This is a genomic window from Spiroplasma endosymbiont of Agriotes lineatus (genome assembly GCF_964019485.1).
In the GTDB taxonomy this organism is placed as follows: Bacteria; Bacillota_I; Bacilli_A; order Mycoplasmatales; family Nriv7; genus Nriv7.
The window spans coordinates 849,210-871,497 of record NZ_OZ026448.1; the positions used below are offsets into that span (position 1 = coordinate 849,210).

Annotated in this window: 27 protein-coding genes and 2 pseudogenes; 19 read left to right on the forward strand and 10 right to left on the reverse strand. The window is 25.7% G+C overall.

The features are described 5' to 3' along the window. Nucleotides 1–221 precede the first annotated feature (221 nt). From AACK93_RS05515 to AACK93_RS05545, 7 genes are all read left to right on the forward strand, one after another. Nucleotides 222–548, forward strand: coding sequence for a hypothetical protein (locus AACK93_RS05515; RefSeq protein WP_339024070.1), 327 nt, complete (start codon nt 222–224; stop codon nt 546–548). A gap of 2 nt (nt 549–550) precedes the next feature. Beyond that, on the forward strand, nt 551–772 hold the full coding sequence (locus AACK93_RS05520) for a hypothetical protein (RefSeq protein WP_339024071.1): 222 nt from the start codon (nt 551–553) through the stop codon (nt 770–772). After that, complete coding sequence (locus AACK93_RS05525) at nt 772–933, forward strand: hypothetical protein (protein WP_339024072.1); 162 nt, start codon at nt 772–774, stop codon at nt 931–933. The genes AACK93_RS05520 and AACK93_RS05525 overlap by 1 nt, the downstream gene beginning before the upstream one ends. Before the next feature lie 3 nt (nt 934–936). Further along, entirely contained in the window at nt 937–1,107 is a 171-nt protein-coding gene (locus AACK93_RS05530; RefSeq protein ID WP_339024073.1) for a hypothetical protein, read from the forward strand. Nucleotides 1,108–1,262: 155 nt separating this feature from the next. After that, the gene (locus AACK93_RS05535) at nt 1,263–1,583 is read left to right on the forward strand and encodes a hypothetical protein (protein ID WP_339024074.1); all 321 of its coding nucleotides are present in this window, start codon (nt 1,263–1,265) and stop codon (nt 1,581–1,583) included. 226 nt (nt 1,584–1,809) lie between these two features. Then, nucleotides 1,810–2,034, forward strand: a complete 225-nt coding sequence (locus AACK93_RS05540) for a hypothetical protein (RefSeq protein WP_339024075.1) — start codon at nt 1,810–1,812, stop codon at nt 2,032–2,034. A gap of 261 nt (nt 2,035–2,295) precedes the next feature. After that, nucleotides 2,296–2,697, forward strand: coding sequence for a transposase family protein (locus AACK93_RS05545; protein ID WP_339024076.1), 402 nt, complete (start codon nt 2,296–2,298; stop codon nt 2,695–2,697). 18 nt (nt 2,698–2,715) lie between these two features. Here AACK93_RS05545 and AACK93_RS05550 read toward each other — a convergent pair. Further along, nucleotides 2,716–2,931 (reverse strand): annotated as a pseudogene (locus AACK93_RS05550) (hypothetical protein); the annotation flags it as partial. 326 nt (nt 2,932–3,257) lie between these two features. Between AACK93_RS05550 and infC the strand changes: the two are divergent. The 12 genes and pseudogenes from infC to rpmF all read left to right on the forward strand — a co-directional run bounded on the left by infC (nt 3,258) and on the right by rpmF (nt 12,635). Then, nucleotides 3,258–3,851: a translation initiation factor IF-3 gene (gene infC, locus AACK93_RS05555; RefSeq protein WP_339024078.1), complete on the forward strand. Its 594-nt coding sequence runs from the start codon at nt 3,258–3,260 to the stop codon at nt 3,849–3,851. After that, nucleotides 3,808–4,001, forward strand: a pseudogene (gene rpmI / locus AACK93_RS05560) (50S ribosomal protein L35). The gene infC and the pseudogene rpmI overlap by 44 nt, the downstream one beginning before the upstream one ends. A gap of 15 nt (nt 4,002–4,016) precedes the next feature. Next, entirely contained in the window at nt 4,017–4,382 is a 366-nt protein-coding gene (rplT, locus tag AACK93_RS05565; RefSeq protein WP_339024079.1) for a 50S ribosomal protein L20, read from the forward strand. Nucleotides 4,383–4,480: 98 nt separating this feature from the next. Then, nucleotides 4,481–4,990, forward strand: coding sequence for a dUTP diphosphatase (locus AACK93_RS05570; RefSeq protein WP_339024080.1), 510 nt, complete (start codon nt 4,481–4,483; stop codon nt 4,988–4,990). 13 nt (nt 4,991–5,003) lie between these two features. Continuing rightward, nucleotides 5,004–5,939, forward strand: coding sequence for a hypothetical protein (locus tag AACK93_RS05575; protein ID WP_339024081.1), 936 nt, complete (start codon nt 5,004–5,006; stop codon nt 5,937–5,939). A gap of 21 nt (nt 5,940–5,960) precedes the next feature. Continuing rightward, complete coding sequence (locus AACK93_RS05580) at nt 5,961–6,131, forward strand: hypothetical protein (protein ID WP_339024082.1); 171 nt, start codon at nt 5,961–5,963, stop codon at nt 6,129–6,131. Nucleotides 6,132–6,167: 36 nt separating this feature from the next. Further along, a complete protein-coding gene (locus tag AACK93_RS05585) occupies nt 6,168–6,476 on the forward strand; it encodes a YgjP-like metallopeptidase domain-containing protein (RefSeq protein ID WP_339024083.1) in 309 nt (102 codons plus the stop codon). A gap of 412 nt (nt 6,477–6,888) precedes the next feature. Next, nucleotides 6,889–7,926, forward strand: a complete 1,038-nt coding sequence (pheS, locus tag AACK93_RS05590; protein WP_339024084.1) for a phenylalanine--tRNA ligase subunit alpha — start codon at nt 6,889–6,891, stop codon at nt 7,924–7,926. Nucleotides 7,927–7,943: 17 nt separating this feature from the next. After that, complete coding sequence (gene pheT, locus AACK93_RS05595; protein WP_339024085.1) at nt 7,944–10,355, forward strand: phenylalanine--tRNA ligase subunit beta; 2,412 nt, start codon at nt 7,944–7,946, stop codon at nt 10,353–10,355. 30 nt (nt 10,356–10,385) lie between these two features. Next, entirely contained in the window at nt 10,386–11,975 is a 1,590-nt protein-coding gene (locus AACK93_RS05600; RefSeq protein WP_339024086.1) for an MATE family efflux transporter, read from the forward strand. Beyond that, on the forward strand, nt 11,944–12,456 hold the full coding sequence (locus AACK93_RS05605) for a hypothetical protein (RefSeq protein ID WP_339024087.1): 513 nt from the start codon (nt 11,944–11,946) through the stop codon (nt 12,454–12,456). The genes AACK93_RS05600 and AACK93_RS05605 overlap by 32 nt, the downstream gene beginning before the upstream one ends. Then, a complete protein-coding gene (gene rpmF, locus AACK93_RS05610) occupies nt 12,456–12,635 on the forward strand; it encodes a 50S ribosomal protein L32 (protein WP_339024088.1) in 180 nt (59 codons plus the stop codon). Before AACK93_RS05605 ends, rpmF begins: the two co-directional genes overlap by 1 nt. Nucleotides 12,636–12,723: 88 nt before the next feature. On the opposite strand, the gene AACK93_RS05615 is transcribed toward rpmF, so the two are convergent. The 9 genes from AACK93_RS05615 to AACK93_RS05655 form a co-directional block, all read right to left on the reverse strand. Further along, nucleotides 12,724–13,143, reverse strand: coding sequence for a pyrroline-5-carboxylate reductase family protein (locus AACK93_RS05615; RefSeq protein ID WP_339024089.1), 420 nt, complete (start codon nt 13,141–13,143; stop codon nt 12,724–12,726). 587 nt (nt 13,144–13,730) lie between these two features. Further along, nucleotides 13,731–14,288: an elongation factor P gene (gene efp / locus AACK93_RS05620; protein WP_339024090.1), complete on the reverse strand. Its 558-nt coding sequence runs from the start codon at nt 14,286–14,288 to the stop codon at nt 13,731–13,733. A gap of 2 nt (nt 14,289–14,290) precedes the next feature. Continuing rightward, nucleotides 14,291–14,968, reverse strand: coding sequence for a class I SAM-dependent methyltransferase (locus AACK93_RS05625; protein ID WP_339024091.1), 678 nt, complete (start codon nt 14,966–14,968; stop codon nt 14,291–14,293). Nucleotides 14,969–14,970: 2 nt separating this feature from the next. After that, nucleotides 14,971–16,323 carry a sigma-70 family RNA polymerase sigma factor gene (locus AACK93_RS05630; protein ID WP_339024092.1) on the reverse strand — a complete coding sequence of 451 codons (1,353 nt, stop codon included), beginning with the start codon at nt 16,321–16,323 and terminating at the stop codon, nt 14,971–14,973. Further along, entirely contained in the window at nt 16,324–18,105 is a 1,782-nt protein-coding gene (gene dnaG, locus AACK93_RS05635; RefSeq protein WP_339024093.1) for a DNA primase, read from the reverse strand. Nucleotides 18,106–18,129: 24 nt separating this feature from the next. Next, a complete protein-coding gene (locus AACK93_RS05640; protein WP_422398192.1) occupies nt 18,130–19,503 on the reverse strand; it encodes a glycine--tRNA ligase in 1,374 nt (457 codons plus the stop codon). A gap of 496 nt (nt 19,504–19,999) precedes the next feature. After that, a protein-coding gene (locus AACK93_RS05645) for an IS3 family transposase (RefSeq protein ID WP_339024095.1) occupies nt 20,000–21,111 on the reverse strand; the annotation gives its coding sequence in 2 pieces (ribosomal slippage) (nt 20,000–20,859 and nt 20,859–21,111; 1,113 coding nt in all). Between the two features lie 456 nt (nt 21,112–21,567). Continuing rightward, nucleotides 21,568–21,825, reverse strand: a complete 258-nt coding sequence (locus tag AACK93_RS05650; protein ID WP_339024096.1) for a hypothetical protein — start codon at nt 21,823–21,825, stop codon at nt 21,568–21,570. 132 nt (nt 21,826–21,957) lie between these two features. Continuing rightward, nucleotides 21,958–22,086 (reverse strand): hypothetical protein, encoded by a 129-nt coding sequence (locus tag AACK93_RS05655; protein ID WP_339024097.1) that lies wholly within the window; start codon nt 22,084–22,086, stop codon nt 21,958–21,960. Nucleotides 22,087–22,288: the final 202 nt, after the last annotated feature.

The following is a 22,288-nucleotide window of genomic DNA, read 5'->3' on the forward strand; positions in this document are numbered from 1 at the left end:
AGGGTAGATGGTAGGATGCGGATGCTAAAGTGTAGAAATTTCTATATAAGGGGGTATGCTAAGTTTAAAATTATCAAAATCTTTATCTAATTAAAAAAACAAAATTTACTAACAAAGCTTGTTAAACACTTAAATCTGCGATATATAAGTGTTTAAAAAACTAAGTTAACTAACAACTTAGTTAATATAACTTAGTTTATTTATAAGAAAGGTAATTTATTATGAAAAACATTGAAAACATTTTCTTAAATACTAAAAAATATCTCTTAAAAGAAACACAAAACGCAATGTTTATTAAAGCACCAAAAATTCCGTGATTTAATGAACAAATCGGTGTTTGGTTTGCAAAACGATTTGTTCATAAAGGAAAATATGAAAATTCAATTTGCACCGGAATAATAAAAGATAGTAAATATCAAATAATTTCAATTAATCAAAAACAAAACAAAACAAAATTAATTAAGGGACAAGAATTATTAAGCTTCTTCATTGCCGAAAAAGAAAACAACAAAAAAGATATAAATTATAACTATTTTAAAGGAGTTTAAAAATGAATATTGCGATTGGAACAATATTTATTATCATTTGCATAATGCTATTGGCATATTTTGCTTATAAAATATATGTCAAAATAAAAATGCGAATTAAATATAAAAATGTCATTAAAAATAATACTGGTAATTTCACAAAAGATGAAAAGATATTTATTGCTCGCTTTGAAGAATGGGTTAAAGATCCTAATTTAAAAGAAAATAACGAGGATAAAAAATAATGTTTTGAAAAATTATTATGAAATTTTTAGAGCTGTTTGTTTCGATAGAAAAAATGCCTGCACAGGTTGCCTTTATTGCCGGATTAATTATTATCATTACTTTTCTTTTCGCCTTAATTTCAATTATGTATTTACCAATAAAAATGATTTTTGGGCGATAAAAAATGACAATAAATTTAAAAGAATTTAATTGAGAACAAATTAAACAAACTTTCTGAGATTTATTTATTCAAATTACAACTATTCCGGCCCACATTACTGGTGGTAAAGAAATTAAATTAACCGAAGCACCACTTTGACTTTTAATAGCAAAAACATTGCTTTTTGATTCTTAACAGCGATTATGGTGTGATTTATTCTAATGCTCCTTTGAAAAACCATATCAGTATTTAGATAGAAACAAAAGTAATATCGCGAAGTTACATTGTGATATATTCACAGAGAAATTCAAAATTAATTAGAAAAAAATACAATCGTGTTAAGGTTAATCGTGGTTTTAACAAATTTAAGAAAAACTTTGAATATAAATGATGAATGTTTTAAAAAGAAAGGGGGTGATTATATGATTGGAACTTTCTTAACAGAAGCGCCAGTAGTAACAAAAATAACAGCTAATGACGCGATGACTAAATCATGAAATGCAATTATAACAGCGTTTACTAAAATATGAGAAATTATTGCTGTTAATATGCCACAAGTCGGTAACTTCTTTGCTGACCACTACTACTGAATCTTCATTTTTCCATTTATTTTGACCACATTCTTTATTTGCTTTAAAATGTTTGAAAAATTACTTGGAGCAGTACGCTAATAAAAAAATAAAGCGAGGTGCAAGATGAAATTTTGCAAATGAATAATAGAAAAAAAATAACCATTTTATTGAATTAAATCGCGCCTCATTTTTAATTTTATGACATTGCGGAGCAATTTGATATATTTACAACGGTTATTTTAAAAATATTGTAAGCTATTTATTTTTAGCGGGTTGTATTTTAATTTTCCTTTTTAAAATCGGTAATTTAACACAAATTAACAAAGTGATTAATTTCTTAAAAAATAACTCACCATTAAATATTGTTATTGGTTCGTTAAGAACTGGGAAAACCGCCCTTCTAGTATACGCATTAAAATTACTAAAAAAGAAGAAATATCACATCGCCTCAACCTTTCCATTACTAGAAACCCAAAAATTAAGTTTAGGCCATATGGGATTATTAGACTTTGATTATCCGGTATTGCCAGACAAAACCTTACTGTTATAAGATGAAACCAATTTATTTTTAGAAGGAACGGATTGAGAAAAAAATAATGCCAAAAACGAAGAAATCGGTATCCAAGAATATTTCGCTCCGGCACGCCATTTCGGTCATATTGTGTTAGATCAAGGCACAAAAAAATACAAGGCATAACTAAAAATAATAAATATTAATTTAACCTTATATTTCTTATAATAAATAAATGAGCTCGTATTTATTTATTAATTAACAGCAAACTTGTAAAAACCAAAATCTTGTCATATTTATATGGTTTCTACATTAAAATCGCAAATAATTATTGATTTATTTAGCAATAAAATTATTTCAGTAGATTTTTGTTATGGCAGTATTTATGATTATAAGTTATTTTTAAAATCAAATACATTTATAAATCCAAAAATAGAATTAGTTGCTGATTCAGAATATCAAGGTTTGCAAAATGTTCATAAAAATACATTATTGCCAATTAAAAAGAGTAAAAATAATCCTTTAAATCCAGATAAAAAGGAATATAAAAATTTTTTAAGTAAAGTTAGAATTGCCATTGAGCATGTTTTTGCTAGATTAAAAAGATTTAAAATACTAGTTTATCGTTACCACAATAAGATTAGAAGGTTTGAATTACGATTTAACTTAATTTCAGGAATATATAATTTTGAATTAAGCTAGTTATAGTTATGTACCAAGTCTATTATGATTCTCATCAGTTTCAAGATGATCTTTAATTTCTACATTTAACATTCTTTCAGTTAATTTTCTGGTAAATTCTTGAAAAATAGTATTGCCTTTAAATAAATCTTGTGGATTATCAATATTTTCTAAAAAATAATCAACAACTTTATCAATTGCATCAGGTTCTTTTTTTATTTTTTTGTCATTTTCTGTTCTCCTTCGTTTAAGTATAATTCAGAATGAATTATCGAGACACAGAATTTTGGACAGACTCATATAAAAATTAACTGATTGTTTTTGTTTTACTTCTTCAAAGCAATACCTAAGAAAAATAAACGCGACCTGAGTTTAATATTTTTTTTGCATTTTTACTTATTTATGTTATTATTTACAAGAACATAAATAAAAAAAGTAGTGTTACACTCACCTGATAACAACATATTATCGTTATGGGTAAACGGCTAATAATAATTTTAGATTTAAAATCTAAATATTTTAATAGTGAGTGTGTATTAGTACGCACTTTTTCTATGTTGTTATGGGAGGTTTTCTATTTTATGAAATATAAGCCAAATAATGATCTTATTAATCAAAATATTCCTTTTTGTGAAGTTTTAGTTATTGATCAAAATGGCAATCAATTAGGTGTGATGTTACGAAATGATGCCTTAAGAGCTGCTAAAGAGCAGGGTCTAGATTTGTTTATTGTTTCACCTAATGTTAATCCGCCAGTATCTAAAATTTTAGATTATGGTAGATATAAATATGAAGAGCAAAAAAAAGATAAAGATAATAAAAAAAAGCAGCGAATTATTCAAAACAAAGAAATGCGTTTAACACCTAATATCGGTGAGCATGATTTGCGATTTAAAGCCAAGAAGGTAATAGAATTTTTAAAAGATGGTGATCGGGTTAAAATATCTTTAAAGTTTCGAGGTAGAGAATCACATCGTAAAGAATTTGGTTATGAAACATTAATGCGGTTTTATGATTTAGTAAAAGAATATTGTGAAATTGAAAAAACACCAAAGTTAACTGGTCAGTTTTATGATATGTATTTAATTGCTAAAAAAGATAAGGATTTAAATAAAAAAAAGGAGCAAAAAAATGCCAAAAATGAAAACAAAAAAAGCATTACAGAAACGAATTAAAATTACCGGAACTGGTGAATGACAGCGCAAGCGTGCTTTTGCTTCTCATTTAGCACAAAATAAGTCAACTAAAAAAAAAGACATTTAAGAAAGGAAGTAGCAGTACATAAAACTGATTACCGAAGATTAAAAAATCTACTACTTAGTTAGAAAGGAAATATAATAATGGCAAGAGTTAAGGGGGGCGTTACTATTAGGAAACGCCATAAAAAGGTTTTAAAACAAGCTAAAGGTTATTTTGGTTCAAAACATACATTATTTAGAACTGCTAAAGAACAAGTAATGAAGTCTTTAGTATATGCTTATCGTGATCGCAAAAAGCGTAAATGCGCGTTTCGAAGTTTATGGATTACACGAATTAATGGTGCTGCTAGAGAATGTGATACGTCTTATTCACAATTTATTAATGGTTTACATAAAGCGAATGTTGATATTAATCGAAAAATGTTATCGGAAATGGCAATTCATCAACCAGCTGAATTTAAAAAATTAGTTGATTTATCTAAATCAGCATTAGAAAAAAAAGATTAATTTTATCTAGTAATAACTTATAAGTTATTACTAGATTTTTTATTTGCAACTTGAAAAAATATAATTATAATAAATAAAACAATATAAGTTAGAGGTGGGTGAAATATATTTTGGATTTACAATTATGAAAACAAATTATTAGTTTACAAAAAAAATTAGATGAAAGAATTTTAGAAGAAAAAAAATTATTAGTTGAAAAAACAATTGATAAACGATTTTTAGCTTTATTAGTAGAATTATCAGAATTTAGTAATGAATTACGATGTTTTAAATATTGATCAAATCGTATGACATATAAGTCAAAAGAATTAGTTTTAGATGAATTTATTGATTGTTTACATTTTCTTATTAGTATTGGATTAAGTTTTAACATTGATTTAGAGGCATATTCTTATGAATTAAAGCAAGAACAAGATTTAACATTATTAATATTAGAAACTTTTAATCATACGGTTGCTTTTTGAAAAAATATTACTAATGATTATGCTAACATTTTAAATCATTTTTTTACAATTGCTAATGTTTTGCAGTTTAGTTTTCAAGATATTTTTCAAGCCTATTTAAGTAAAAATGGGATTAATCATCAACGAATAAGTAATAACTATTAAGGGAGAAGTAAAGATGTTTTTATCATTATATGATTTTTTTAATCCAGCAGGAAGTTATGGTGAAGTTATTACTAAAATTGGTGCTACTTGACAATATTGATTACCCGTCATTTTATCATTAATTGTTTTGGTTTGTTTGTTTATTTTTAAAACAGGATATGTTAAGTTAGCGCAAAATAAATTATTTTTAAAAATTCTTGGTATTTTTCAAATTTTTTTATATTTTATTTATTATTTTTTACATTTTTTATATTTATATTATTTTAAAGAATCAGGAAAAAATTTACGAGGCTGGCCTTGAATTTTTCCTTTTCATTTAAGTTCAATAACACAAATTATTAGTAGCATTTTATTAATTAAGACTAATGATAAATTATTTAGTATTACTGCACCTTGAGTAGTAATTATGGTTTTTGCAAGTTTACTAATTCCGGCTGATAAATCGTATGGACCGCAACATTTTTTTTATTGGTTATATTTTGTTTTACATGTTGTTATTATTTTTACTTATTGATTTTTATATATGTATGGTATTGTTCAATATCATCGTGATTATTTATTATGAAGTTTTATTAGTTTAATTATATTTAGTTTAATGGCTTTAAGTTTTAATGCTTTTTCATTAGTTATTGCGAAAAATGAAAATGAAATAACTAATTTATTATTTATTGGTCGTGATGGTTATCCATTATGAGGTAGTGGTAATAACCTTGTTACCACTGCTAATATTTTTGATCGAACTGGTCGTTTGTGACCATTAGGTTATATTTTTATATTTACTTTTGGAATATTTTTTACATCTTTAGGTTATTTAATTTTAACAAAGGTTCAACCTTATTATTTTAAAAAAGGAAATAAATTTGTTCCTTTAAAAAGAGTAAAACAACCGTGAGATTTTAAAGCTTTGGGAATAATGTTTAAAAGCATTAAAATAATATTTAAAAAGTAGTATGAGGATGGTTATTAGGTGATGTTTAAAAAACAATTAGTTTATGAAAATGTAGCGTTGAATTATTATTTGCAACAGGGTAAAAGATTATCGGTAATATATTGTTCATCGAATATTATTGTTAATGCGCCATTAGGAATGAAAGAACAATATATTGAGGATTTTCTTATTAGTAATTGAAAAAAATTATAGAAAATTATTAATAAACCGACAAAAATTTTAATTAATTTGTATCAAAAACCATATTTTTTTTATTTCTTAGATAAGAATTATGAGGTGCAAATTAATTATTTTGCTAATAAAAATAAAGTTATTTTTGTCGCAACAATTATTGTTGTTAATTTAAAGGGCAATGATGCGACGCAACTTGTGAAAAATTTTAATAAATTTCTTAGTAAGCAAGCTGAATTATATTTGTGTTCCCGGGCTACATTGCTTGCTAAAACAATGAATTTAAGTTATCAACAACTTAAGTTTAGAGTGATGCGTAGTGTAAATGAGGAGTTTGTCATTTTAACAAGCAAAAAATTGTTCTAAATTCCAAAATTATGCATTTTAATTTTGAGGTTATTGACTGACTATATTATTATTCATGAGTTAGCCCATTTATGAGAACCTAATCATAGTAAAGCATTTTAAGAATTAGTGATGCAATTTTGCCCTAATTTTAAAGTTTGTCAGCAGATTTTAAAACAAGTTTTTTTGTAAAATTGTTCTGATTGTAAAATCAACAAAAGTATGATGAAGAGCGTTTGGTTTTCTTAGGTATTTTTTAAAAAAGAAAAAATAATCATTTACCATAAATTATTTAAACTTTTTTCTACCTAACAAAACTTTATGTGTCCGATAAAAAATAAATTATATTTTAAATATAATTTATTTTTTATTAGGTTTTACATAGAATTTGTTATAATTAAACAAGTTATTATATGATAGTAGAGTGAAGTAAATGACAGAACAACAATTACATGAATTATTAGTGCAAGCAAAAAAAGAAGTTAATGAATGTCAAGATTTAGAACTTCTACAAACTTTAAAAATAAAATATTTAGGTAAAAAATCGCAATTAGATAGTTTATTAAGAACAATGCGTAATTTAAAAAATGAAGAAATAATTGCTTTAGGAATGATTGTTAATGTTTTTAAGAAGGAAATAATTAGTTTATTAGAAAATCAAGAAACTTTATTAAAGCAAGAAAATTTGTCGTTAGAATTAAAATCAGAAGCAATTGATGTTAGTTTACCAGTAAATAGTTTTTTGATTGCTAATCGTCATCCTTTAAATTTAATTATTTGTGAGATTAGTGAGATTTTTAAACAATTAGGATATGAAATTGTGCAAGGACGGGAAGTAGACACTGATGAATATAACTTTGAAAGGTTAAATTTAGCTAAAAATCATCCGGCCCGAGAGATGCAAGATTCATTTTATTTAGATAATAATTATTTATTAAGAACACATTGTACTAATGTTACGGCTCGTTATTTAGAAAAATATAAAGATGCTTCTTTACCGTTAGCTATTGTTTCCACTGGTAATGTTTATCGTCGTGATGAGGACGATGCTACTCATAGTCATCAGTTTATGCAAATTGATGGTTTTTTAGTTGCTCCAAATATTTCTTTTGCTAATTTGAAATGAACTTTAAATTATTTAATTAAATGGTTATTTAAGGAAGAAAGTAAAATGCGCTTGCGTCCCAGTTATTTTCCTTTTACTGAACCATCGGTTGAAGTGGATGTAAGTTGTACTAAGTGTGATGGTGTTGGATGTAATATTTGTAAACATACAGGGTGATTAGAAATTTTGGGTGCCGGAATGATTAGTCCAAATGTTTTTGTTAAAAATAACCTTGCCTCTTCTTTAAAAGGTTTTGCTTTTGGTATTGGTATTGAGCGGATTGCAATGTTAAAATATGGTATTGAAGATATTCGTCATTTTTATAATAATGATTATCGTTTTTTAAAGCAATTTAAGAATTTTTAAAATAATAGGAGTGTTATATGATTATTACCCGTAAATTTTTAAATGAATATGTTGATTTAAAAAATATTAGCAATGAAGACATTGAACAAGCATTAAATGATATTGGTTTTGAAGTTGAAAAAGTTTTTAGTTTTGATACTTTAAATACTAATATTGTTATTGGGAAAGTATTATCAAAAGCTAAACTTGTCAATTTTGATAAGTTATCTTATTGTATGGTTGATATTAATGAAGAGTTACCGATTCCTGTTGTTTGTGGTGCTAATAATGTTGAAGAAAATCGTTTTGTTATTTTTGCTAAAATTGGTGCTCATTTAGCCAATGGCATTATTATTGAAGAAAGAATGATTGCTAATAAGCCTTCCTTAGGAATGATTTGCTCATTACAAGAATTAGGAATTCCTAAGGAAGTTTTAGTTAATCAAGATGCTTTTGGTGTTTATTTATTTCCTGAGGATGTTAATTATCCATTAGGTAATACTAATCCTTTAAGTTATATTTTTGAAAATGATACTGCTTTTACTATTAATTTGACCTATAATCGTAGTGATTGTTTAAGTGCTTATGAATTAGCTCGTGAGATAGCAGCGTTCTTTAAATTGCCTTTAAAATCGTTAATAACTGATGATTTTTCTCATTTAGGAAATTTAGTTAATGATAAGTTATCATTAAATATTAAAATTGATAATAATCTTGTTAAGGCAATGAAAAATATTGCGGTGTTAATTGATAGTACTGTCGTTACGCCAAAGTGATTATTTTCAAGACTTTGTTATGCTAATATTCGTCCAAATAATTTAATCCAAGATTTATTAAATTATGTTTCCTGAGAAACAGGACAACCATTAGTGGGGTATGATTTTTCAAAAATTAATAGTGAAATATCAATTCAAAAAGCGATGGCAGAAACGAAAGTTAATGAACAAGAGATATCTTTACAAGATTTTGTAATTGCTAGTGATGATATTATTGAAGTGTTAGGTGTTATGACTAACAAGAAATATGAAATTATTAATGAGACTAAACAATTTGTTGTTTTGGCATTACATCTAAATGAGAAGCAAATGTATGAACAACAAAAAAGATATTTATCATTGGCTAATACTAATAATTTATTACGATGGTCAAAACCATCAAATGGGCATAATTTAGAAATTGCTATCCAAAGGTTTTTAGAGTTATTAACATCAATTATAACTATTAAACAAGCGTCACCAATAATTAATAATAAAGTATTAGTAATAGAAAATGTAACGATAAAAACAACATTAAAAATCCAGAAAAGTATTTTAGGAATTAGTGATTTAACAAAAAAAGATATTATTGAATTTTTAAAACCGTTAGGGTTTTTAATTTCGGAATCTAGTGTTAATGATAATTTAATAATTACTGTTCCTAAATATCGACTTGATATTATGAATGAGGCTGATATTAGTGAAGAAATTGCTCGCAGATATGGTTATAACAATATTCCTAATATAATGCCATTATTTATGTCGTTAACTAATGAAAAAAATTGAAGTAAATATATTTTAGAAACGGTTATTAATTATTTATTAAATCAAAATATTTTTGAAACAAAAACTTATAATTTAGAGTCAAGTATTAATTTAAATCGTTTTAATTTTTTTAATGTCACAAAACCTGTTAAGGTATTACAACCAATGTCGTTAAATCATCAGTACTTAAGAACTAATTTAGTAAATTCATTATTAACGGTAGCCCAATACAATAATTTACGAAAAATTAATGGTATTAAAATTTATAGTTATGAAGACATTTATGATGATTTAAAATTTCATCATCAACAATTATCAATTTTATTGCAAGGTGAATGAATGAGTATTTCTTATTTACCACAAGCAATTACTGTTGATTTTATTAATACTAAGGGATTATTGCAAGGAATATTGCGGAAGTTAAACTTTAATGATCAAGATATTCGGTATGTTCCTTCGACACACGATGATTTGCATCCTCATTTACAAGCTAATGTTTTGATAAAAAATCAGCAAATTGCAACAATTGGTAAAGTGCACCCAAAAATTCAACAAGAATTAAATTCTAAAGATGATAATTTTATTATTTCATTAAATATGACATTAATTAATGAACTTTTTAAATGCGATATTAAATATCAGACAATTATTAGAAATATGTTTTCTTGATTTGATTTGTCAATTTTAGTTAATAAAGATACAAGGTATGATAATATTATTAAGCCATTATTAAATATTAGTAGTAAGTTGGTTGATTTGCAACTCATTAATGAGTATAAAAATGTTGATAAACTTGGTCAAGATAAAAAATCTTTAACTTTACGATTATTTTTTAATGATTCAAAAAAACAATTTACTGATGAAGATTTAAAAGAACAATATAATTTATTTTTAAAAACATTGAAAGATTTAAAAGTTATGGTGCGTTAATCGTTATTTATTAACTAGAAAGGTATAAAAATGAAAACAACAATTAATGATAATTTTAAAAATGATGATGAACCACAATTGACAAAAAGAGAAATCATAATTCGCAACTATAATCCTTGGAAAGCAATATTTTTTATGTGTTTGCCAACGGTTATAATTATGATTATTATGTCAACATATAATTTGGTTGATAAGTTTTTAGCATTACAATTTGCTGATGGTTATGTTATTAGTACATTTTTAGAAAATAATTCTTTAATTGAACAAAATAATTTACAAATGTTAGCTCGAAATATTATTAATGTTGCAACTCAATATTCTTCATCAACAATTGGTTTATTAACAGCTTTTAGTTTATTTATTGCTATAGGGACATCAACAAGGTTTGGTATTGCTTATGGGGAAAGAAATAATCCATTAATATCACGAACTATTGGTAATGGAATTTCTTTAATGATTATTGTTGCTACTGTTTTAACACCAATTTTAGTATTTACTAATGAACCACTAATTGCTTTGCAATCAAAAAATTCGCAAATGACAAATCCCGAAGTATATAAAATTGCTTTGCAATTAGCAGTTGGTTATACTAAGTGGTTTATTTTCTTTTTATTTTTTATATTATTAAGTAATTTTTTAATTAATTTATTAAGGTCTGAAGGTCAAGGTTTTTGAGCAACAATTATTATTTTTACTTCAGTAATTTTTAATGTTGTTTTAGATATTATATTAATGATTTATGGTAAATTAGGATTAGAAGGAGCTGCGATTGCGACAGTTATTTCGTGGTTTTGAAATATTATTTTTGCATTATTAGTTATCTATTTGGATCCGAAATCAAAGCTAAAAATTTATTGAGAAGATTTGAAAATTGAAAAAACAATTTTATATAATATTATTGCTATTGGGATGACGCCATTATTTGTTAATATTTCAGTTGCTGTGACATCAACGTTATCTAATTTTTTTGTTTCAAGGTTAAGTATTGAATTACCTCGGCCGGGTTTTACTGTTCCGTGATTTGTGCAGTTATTTGCCGGGATTGCTCCGTGAATTACATTAACTGATTCCCCTTTAATTGGTGTTAGTCAAGGAGGCAGGGCATTATTATCTTATTCTTATGGTGTTAAAGATTATCAAAGGATTTGAGATATTCTTAAAAGGATAATTTTAGTGCAATTTTTAATATTAATAATTACTGAATTAATTATTGGTATTTTTGGTAATGAAATGTTAAGTCTATTTATTTCTAATGTTGATACGACTTATCGTTGATATTTCTTGTTAAGTTATTTAGTTTATCCAGCAGTTGTTGTGCCATATATTGGGATTATTCTTTATCAATCAATTAGTTGCCCTAAAATGTCATTATTTTTTTCAGCACTTCGTTCAATAATTGTTTTTATACCTTGTATTATTATTGGTTATTTTGTTACTTTAGTAACTAAAAATGCTCATTATTATTTTTTATTTTTAGGTTTGGTGGCACCAATTTCAGCTTTGATAACAATTCCGATATTAATTATGACTTGAAAAAAATATCGTTCTTATTTAAAATTAGATAGTGTAAAAAAAGTGAGGAAGAATAGTGGAATATTCACAAAGTTATTTAAGAAATAATCCGGTTATTAATTTGAATAATGTTATTACGATTAATCCAGAAATAATAAGAGCTAGTAATTATCATATTAAAGAAGTTAATTATTCTCATCTTAAAGGGACAATAATTTATAACTTACAAGTTAATTCATTAATTATTGATGTGAAAGTGACAGCAACGATAACATTTTTATGCGCTTTAAGTTTACAACCTTTTAGTTGAACTAATGAATGAAATTGAAAGGATGAATATGGTTTTGATTACTTTAATTGTAATTTAAACTATATTAATGAAAAAATATTTTATTTAGATAAGTATTTATGAGATCAAATATTTGCAATAACTCCTATCAATTTAACAGTAAAAGATGTTAAAATATCTAAGAAAGGTAAAAAATGACAATTTATTACTGAAAAAGAAGTTTATAATTCTTTAGAACAAGATAGTCGTTGAATGCCCCTAAAAAAAATGAAATTAGAAAGTATTAAGGAAGATAAATAATGGCAGTTCCGTTTCGACGTACATCAAAAACAAGAAAGGCAAAAAGAAGAACACATTTTAATTTATTACATCCAACATTAGTTAATTGTACTAATTGTGGCGCAAATATTAAGCCCCATCGCGTTTGTAAAGAATGTGGTTATTACAAAGACAAAGAAGCAGTTAAAATTGTTGAGTAAAATTTTTATTTAATTTCAAATGATAAAAAAAGAGCATTGCTTATAATAGCAGTGATTTTTTTTTAATTTTTAATAAATTATTTTAATTTTAGATACTATCTTCTAGTTGTTTACTTTTTAACATACAAACATTTACATCATCACTAATAATATTTTGCAAGTTATTAGTTTCAAAAAATTTAATTGCTGCCATTGTCGCGCCACCAGGCGATGTTACATTTTCTTGTAATTTTTTTAACGATAACTCACTATTTAAAATATTTGCCGCAAAACCAAGTAATAAACCACCAACAATTGTTTTGGCATCATCTTTACTAAAATTATTATTCTCAACAATTTCAATTAGCGGTTGTAACCAATGATATAAATAACCACTAGCACTACCACAAATAGCAATAAACAGATGAATTTGTTTTTCACTTAACGAAATGGTTTTACCACAATAATTAAAAATGCTTAATGCCTGTTCATTAGCTTCAACATTACCTTCTTCATAAATCATTTTCATTAAATTATTAAACTAACAAGAAGTAATGGGCATTACTCTTGTAACTCAACAATTTTTAAATGTTGTTTTTAAAAATGTTATACTAATTCCTGATGCCACAGAAATTATTATTTTCTGAGTAAATAAATTTGTTAATTACTCTTTTAATTTTAAAATATCTTTGTGGCGTTAATGCTAAGATAATTATTTCACAATCACTTAAAAATTCTCATTGTTTACTTACACTAATATGACGATTATTTCAACAGACTTGGTACATAACCTTTAATTTTATCTACTATTTTAATAATATTATTTTTTATGTGAAGTACAAATGTTAGATAAATACAAATATAAAAATGAATTTTATAGTCTAGTAGGAATAAAATGTTATAGTTATGTACCAAGTCTAATATTAAAAACTTTTATTACTATTAATAACAACTTTAATATTTTCATTAGTAAAAAGCATTAGTATTTAATAACCCATCAATAATCGCTTTTCCCATATTACCGTCACCTAAAAATCCAACTTTCATTTTATTTTTAATTAACTCCTTTAATGTTTGTAATAATTATGACATAAAAAAATAACCTTTTAGGTTATTTTAGGCTCGTTGTTGATATTTACCATCAAATGTGGAAACAATAATATAATCATCAATATTAATAAATAATGGTACTTGTAATGCTAATCCGGTTTCAGCAACTGCTCTTTTGCTTGGCGAAGAACTACTATCACCTTTAATTGCTTGTTCAGCTTCAATAATTTTTAAAATTACTTTATCTGGTAATGAAATGGTTAAAATTTCATTATCATATTGTAATACTTGAACTGGTAAACTAGAAGTTAAAAATTTTAATTCTCACCCCATTTTTATTTTATTAATTTCAACTTGTTCATAACTTTCATTATCCATAAAAATTAAGTTATTGCCATCACTATATAAATATTGCATCACGCGTTTATCAAGATGCGCCCGTTCAACTTTATTCCCGCTAGTAAAAGTTAAATTAATAATTGCATTGCTTCGCAAATTTTTAACTTTAGTTTTAACATTTGCTTGACCTCTTCCGGCTTGAGCACGACCAGTATCTAAAACTAAAAATAAGTTACCATTATATTTAAAAGTCATGCCATTGCGTAAATCATTAACATTAATCATTTTTATTTCTCCTTTTGCTTTTGCAATTTATTTCTAATTAATAGAACTTGTAAATTTATTGTGACATTAATTTGATTCAAAGTTAATTTATTGATATTATTTTCATAATGAAAAAGTTTATCGGTTCACATTTTCTTAAATAATAAATTATATTTATTTTCTAAATTTAGTCCAAACATAATTTGTTCACCATTAACAATTAAATAACCGTGCGTTTTATTAATAACAATAATCTCATAAATAAAATTTTTATCTTTAATTAATAATTCGTCTTCAATAAAATAATTGTAGTCTTGCACTCATTTACGAATTTTAGACATCTCATTATTTGTTTGAATTATATAACGATTAATTGATTGATAATCATTAGTCAAAATATTAACAATTGTCTTGGCGCCTAATCCGGCAATAATAACACAATTAATGTTATTACTAGCATTAATTCATTTAATACCATCTCCTAAAATTGGAAAAATATTATTTTGTAATTGATTTTGAATAATATTTTTCTGAGCCTGAGCTAATGCTTTAGGATTAATATCACTAACAAAAATATTATTCATTCCTTTTTTCTTTACTAAATAAATAGCAACTAAACCGTGGTCACAAGCAATATCAGCAACAATATCATTAGAATTAACTAAATTAGCAATTGTTGTTAAACGATGCGATAGTTTCATTATTAACCTTTATAAAAATCTTTCAAAACTCTTGATTTTGAAGGACTTCTTAGTTTGCGACAAGCTTTGGCTTCAATTTGCCGAATTCTTTCTCTGGTAACACTAAATTCACTACCAACTTCTTCTAATGTTTTTGGTGAATCATACTTAATTAAATGTTTATCAATAACATAATCATTTAAATTAATTACTTTTTCAATTGGAGTATCAAACTTAAAATCTAAACTCATTATTTCACTAATTAATTCATCTTTTTCGCTTCCCTCTTCTGCTAAATCAACTAGCGTTCTAACTTTAGTTGGTAGTAATCCAAAACGCATCCGAATAACCTTTTCTTCGCGTTTATTTAAGATTTCTTCAAAAACCTTATCTAATTGTTCTCGCAATGATTCTCGTTCGGCATAATCATCTGGTGAAAAAATATCTTTGTCTTCAACAAAATCAGCAAAGTGCGTATCATCTTCTTCACCAATTGGTTTTTCCAAAGAAACTGGTTCCGTTGATAATCGTTTAATTTCACGAACTTTTTCAGCACTCATTCCCAAACCAATTTTTTCTGCAACTTCACTGTGGGTTGGCTCACGACCTAATTTTTGAGTTAATTGGCGTTCAATTCTTGTTAATTTATTAATAGTTTCCACCATATGAACCGGTATTCTAATTGTTCTTGCTTGATCAGCAATTGCTCTTGTAATTGCTTGACGAATTCATCAAGTTGCATAAGTAGAAAATTTAAATCCCCGACGATAATCAAAGCGATCAACCGCTTTCATTAAACCAATATTTCCTTCTTCAATTAAATCTGAAAAATCTAAACCACGATTAGTATGTCTTCTAGCTACTGAAACAACTAATTTTAAGTTAGAAATAATTAACTTATTTCGTCCATATTGTTTAACTTCAAGATCGGGCGAATCTAACATTCTTGCATATTTTACTTCTTCTTCTTTAGTTAAAATTTTACTTGAACCTAAACGATTAAAGTAGGCTTTAATAATGTCATGAATTTTAGTTTCATTAGAAATACTTGGACCATTATTTTTAAAGTTAATAACGATATCATCATCTTCATCAAAAATAGCTCTTTCTTTAACAACATCATCATCAAAATCAGAATGTTCTAAATCAATATCAACTTCATCTTCAATTTCATCAACTAAATCAGTTCAAATAATACCATCACTTTGTAATTCATTAATAAAAGATTCTAAGAGTCCATCTTCAATATTTAACATTTCAAATGCTTTTAAAACCTCTCCTTGACTAATATGATTATCATTTTTTTTAATCTTTTTTAATAAGTCATACTTAATCTCATCAAAAGTTTTTAATTTTTTAAATATTCTTTTTCGCATCTATTGACCACTCTTTTCTGTTTTAATATTTTTTGACAAACTAATAATTTTTTGTCCAATTGCTATTTTTTCATTAATATTATTAGTTGCTAATCATTTTTTTGCTCATTTATCTTTTTCTAATTTAATTAAGTAATTATAAATAGTTTCTTGACAATCATTAATTAATTTAGGGCGATAAATAAATTCTTGCTTACTATAAAGGTTATAAATCATTTCTAACGACTTTTTTACTTCTTCTTGCTGAAATGATTTTATAAAATCTTCATAATTTACTTTTACTGCTTGCGAATTTTTATCATATCAACTAATAATTTCTGATAATAAAACTTTTTTAATGGGATCAATTAAGGAAAAATTATTTAATTCGCTATTAGTTAATGTTTCTTTTGTATAAAGTAACGAAAATATAATAATATTTTCCGATTTTTCAATCGGATTTAAATATAAATTCTTATTAACCCCAGTATTTTTAAGATTTATTTTATCAGTAGTTACTATTGTTTGCTGAGTAAACAATGTTTGTTCAAGGATTTTTTTATTCAAATTAGTTATTGTTTCCAATTTATTTAAATAAAAGTTTATTTCAACAGCACTATGTAATAACTGAAAAAATGGAGTAACTTTTTTTAAAAGTTTAGTCACATTATCAATTTTCTTTAAATTTAAATTATTTTCAAAATAATTTAAAACAAAGTCTAAAGGATGAATACTATTTTTAATTAAAGCGCGAACTGCTGCTGCACCTTCTTTTTTAATTAAATCATCAGGATCCAATGTTGTTGTATTGTTTACTACTTTAACATTAAATTTGTGATATCATAATTCACTAATCATTTTAAACGTAGCTGTAATTCCGGCATCATCACCATCCAAAAATAAAATAATTTCATTAGTAATCTTTTTTAATATTGAATAATTTTGTGCACTTAAACTTGTTCCCATAATAGCAATGGTATTATTAATACCAATTTTGCTTAAAGCAATAATATCCATAAATCCTTCACAAATTAATAAATATTTATCTTGATGCAGATGATTTTTTGCAAAACTTAAGTTATATAATAATTGATTTTTTTTAAAGATATTAGTTTCTAAGGTATTCATATATTTTGGTTGTTGATTTTCTAAATATGAACGACTTGAAAAACCAATGATATTATGTTCTATATCACGAATCGGAAACATAATCCGATTTCTAAAATAATCATTAAAATGATTATTTTGATAAACAACTAAACCAGAAATAACCAATTCACTAGGCTTATAACCTTTTTGTTGTAAATATGCTATTAGCCTGTCTTCGCTAGGCGATAATCCAATACTAAATTGTTCTCTTAACTTATTATCAATACTTCGCTGTTCTAAATATTTTTTTGCTTGAATACCAATTTTTCCATCTAAATGATACACAAAGTATTCACAAGCTAAAGCATTAATTGCAAATATTTTCAAAGTTTCATTATCATATTTATTTTTTGTTCACTGCTCTAATTCTTGTAAATCAATATTTACAAGTGCTGCTACTTCTTTTAAAGCTTCTAAAAAGGAAATTTTTTTATATTTTTGCAAAAAAGCAAAGACATTCCCAGAAGATTGACAAGAAAAACACCGATAAATTTGTTTTTCAGGAGAAACACTCATTGAAGGCGTATTTTCTTCGTGAAAAGGACAAACTGTTCAATAGTTACGACCTTTTTTTTGTAATTTTAAATATTGACCAATAATTTCAGTAATATTAGTTCTCGTTCTAATAAGAGAAATTTTTTCAGGATTAACCATACTATCTTTATTTCTCCTTACACTTTAATTTTGCTCTTGCAAGTGTTTAAGGTATTTTCTTAATTTTCTAACTTTTACTCGTTTTTGCACCATCGTGTCGCGAAAACGAACCGTTACACTTCTTCTTCACCGTCTTAAGCTTTTAAAATCAACCGTAATACAATAAGGCGTTCCAATAGCGTCCTGACGGCGATATCTTTTCCCGATATTTTGCGTCTCATCATAAGTTGCTAAAAAATCGTTAGTTAACTCTTCATATAATTTATACGCTTCTTCATTTAATTGCTTACTTAAAGGTAAAATAGCAATATAATAAGGAGCTAAATTGTGATTTAATCGCAATATCGTGCGTTTACTATTATCTGGCAAAATCTCAACATCATAAGCATCATTTAAAATGGCCAACATTAATCTGCCGACGCCGACTGACGGTTCAATAACATTAGCAAATATCTTCGCATTTAATTCTGAATTTAAATAACTTAAATTTTCACCACTATTTTCACTATGCGTTTTTAAATCAAAAGAAGAACGATTACTAATACCCCATAACTCTTGCTTACCAAAAGGAAAATTATATTCAATATCCACAGTTCGCTTCGCATAATGAGCTAAAACACTATCTTTGTGTTCATTTAAACTAAAATTATCTTGTTTAATACCAACATCTATTAAAAATTGCTGACAATAACTTAATCAATAATCAAACCACTCAGCTTGATCATTAGGATTAAAAAAAAATTCCAATTCCATTTGTTCAAATTCTCTTGTTCGAAAAATAAAGTGTCCCGGAGTAATTTCATTACGAAAAGCTTTTCCAATCTGACCAACCCCAAAGGGTAATTTCTTTCTTAAACTTTGTTGAATATTTTTGAAATTTACAAAAATTCCTTGCGCTGTTTCTGGTCGTAAATAAACAACAACTTGATCATTTACTAAAACCCCTTGTTGAGTTTTGAACATCAAATCAAATGAACGAACCGATGTAAAATTATTATTCTTACAATTAGGGCACACAACTTGATGTTCTTTTAATAAGGCTTGCAATTCATCAGCACGCAATTTTTGAAAATCAACAGTCACATTGCTTAACAAATGATCCACTCGAAACCGCTTAATACAACTTTTACAATCCACAAATAAATCGTAAAAATTATCAAGATGCCCTGAAGCCTTCCAAACACTACTATTCATAATAATGGCACTATCCAGTCCAACATTCAAAGGATGCTTTGTCACAAACCGTTCCCATCACAAATGTTGTAAACGATTTTTCAACTGTGCTCCCAACGGGCCATAATCCCAACTATTACTTAACCCACCATAAATTTGCGAACCTTGAAAAACAAAGCCACACTCCTTCAAATGATTAACTAACAATTCCATTCTCTTATTAATATCAGCCATAGTAACCCCGCTCTAAAAAACAAAGACCCGAGACATTATTCATTCAAATAATACTTAAGTAAAACCCGAGTTCTTCACAATAATTGTATTAAATTTTTATTTATTTTTATATATGCAATAGCGATATCTAAATGCATCAAGTAAGTATAGAATATACCGTATATTTTGTCAACCTATTATAAGGGGGGCCGCGTTTAGTTTTCTTAGGTATTGCTTTGAAAAAGTAAAACAATCAACTAATTATATTATTTAATTACTAAACTAACACTGCCTTTCTTGTTATTGTCATTTTTATTCATTACCATTGTATCATATTATTGAATTTTTACACAATAAAAATTATTAATATTATTAAATTTCCACTAATATATATTAATTTATATTTTTACTTACTTAAATGTATTATATTTATTTGTATATACTACAATAATGCCTTTATTAATTCATGGATTGGCAACTGGATTGGCAACCCTTTTTAGGGCAATTTTTATATAGACATTTGTTTTCTAAAAGTAACTGGAGATAAATAATTTAAACTGCCATGTATTCTAAGATTATTGTATCAATTAATGTAATCAAATAATTCAAGTTCTAATTGTGCAAGATCATTTAATTTTCTACCATTAATAAATTCTGTTTTAAAAACTTTATAAGTTGCTTCAGCAACTGCATTATCATATGGACAACCCTTCGCACTCAATGATCTTTGAATTTTAAATGTAGATAATAATTGATCAATTATATTATTTTTAAACTCATTACCTCGGTCGGTATGAAATATTTCAATTTTTAATAATGGTCTAGTAATTCGCACAATAGCTTGATAAACCAACTCCGTATTTTTATTTGGTCCGGAACTATAACCAACAATCTCGCGATTATACAAATCAATTAGGAGACATACATAAAATCATTTAAAACCCACTTTTATATAAGTTAAGTCACTAACGATAATTTCATTTATTTTTCTATTATTAAAGTCTCGGTTTACAATGTTATTTACTGGATCATTATTTACTTGAATATTTTTGCATTTAAGTCTTGTTTTTGTGTACTTTGATATCAAATTATTGTTTTTCATAATGTTTCTAATTTTGCGTCTAGATAGGTTAATACTTTTATGAGTTAATACTACTTTGATTTTTCGAGCTCCATAGACTTGGTGGCTTTCGTTAAATACACTGATAATTTCTTGATTATAATTATTCACTATTTTCCTTGTGTATTTATTAATTTGATAATAGTAATTGGATTTTGAAATATTTAATAATTTACACATTTTTCTTATTGAATATTTTTTCTTATTGCTATTAATTATTGTTATTTTTTGGCCATTATCAGTGCGAATTGCTTTAAAATGTCATTTTCCATTTTTAAGTCTTTAAGTTCTTTTCGTAAAGTTATTATTTCATTTTCTTCTAGTTTGCGATTGTCTTTTGCTTTAAATGAACCAGAATTATTATAATTTTTAACTCAACTATAAATAGTTGGTTTTGGTAAATTATATTTTTTCCCTAAATTAATAACACTTTTGCCATTTTTGTATAGCATGACAATTTGTTTTTTAAATTCTTCAGAGTATGAGGTTTTATTTCCCATTTTTATATTCCTTCTTTCTTAATAATTTCGAAGTCTATATAATTATGGTCCAACTTATTGTAGCCTATCCATAGAAATCAGAAAAGAAATATATAAAAATTCATTATGAAATAAATATAATAATAAAAATGATGATAGTTGAATTAATTATAAAGGTAATGCTGTAACAAACAAATATAATAGATTTAAGTAAGTAAAAATATAAATTAATATATATTAGTAAAAATTTAATAATATTAATAATTTTTATTGTGTAAAAATTCAATAATATGATAGAATGGTAATGAATAAAAATGACAATAAAAAGAAGGGTAGGGTTAGTTTAGTAATTAAATAATATAATTAGCTGATTGTTTTACTTCTTCAAAACAATACCTAAGAAAACTAAACGCGACCTTCATTAGTTTAAAGTTAGCAATATATAAAAATTCCTTGTAAAATTACAAGGAATTTTTTCTAATTCCCAAAATCAAAATTATTAGAATCAGGGCCTTTTCGTGATTGTGGTAAACTATCAATTCACTTCATATGTTCATCACTAATTTTAAAATCATCAATCACACTATTTTCAATAATCCGCGCCTTATGCATTGACTTTAGAATTATTAAACTTTGATGTTGATAAGTTCATCGTAAAAATAATTGTTGAATTGTTTTATTATATTCACGAGCAATCTGTTCACAACCTTCTGGTAAAGAATCATGATATTTCATTGTCCCCCAACCAATAATTACAATATTATTTTTTTGATGATATGCTAATTCCGTTTGATTTAATCCTGGATGAAACTCAATTTGATTAGCAACCGGTAACTCTTTAGCATCTTGTTTTAATTGTTCTAACTGTTAAATATTAAAATTACTAACGCCAATCGCACAAGCTTTTTTAGCATGATATATTTCTTCTAATAATTCTCAAGCAATTTTGCGATTATTTCACGGTCAATGCATTAAAAATAAATCAACAAATTCCAAACCTAATTTTTCTAACGAGTTATCAATCTCTTGTAAATACTGTTCTTTTGTTAATTCATTACCTCAAAGTTTCGTTATAACAAAAATTTCACTGCAAGAAATATTACTTTCTTTAATTGCTTGACAAATGATTTATTCATTCCCATAAATTTTAGCCGTATCACAATATGCCGATAACCCTGATTTAAGGCTTCTAAAATGG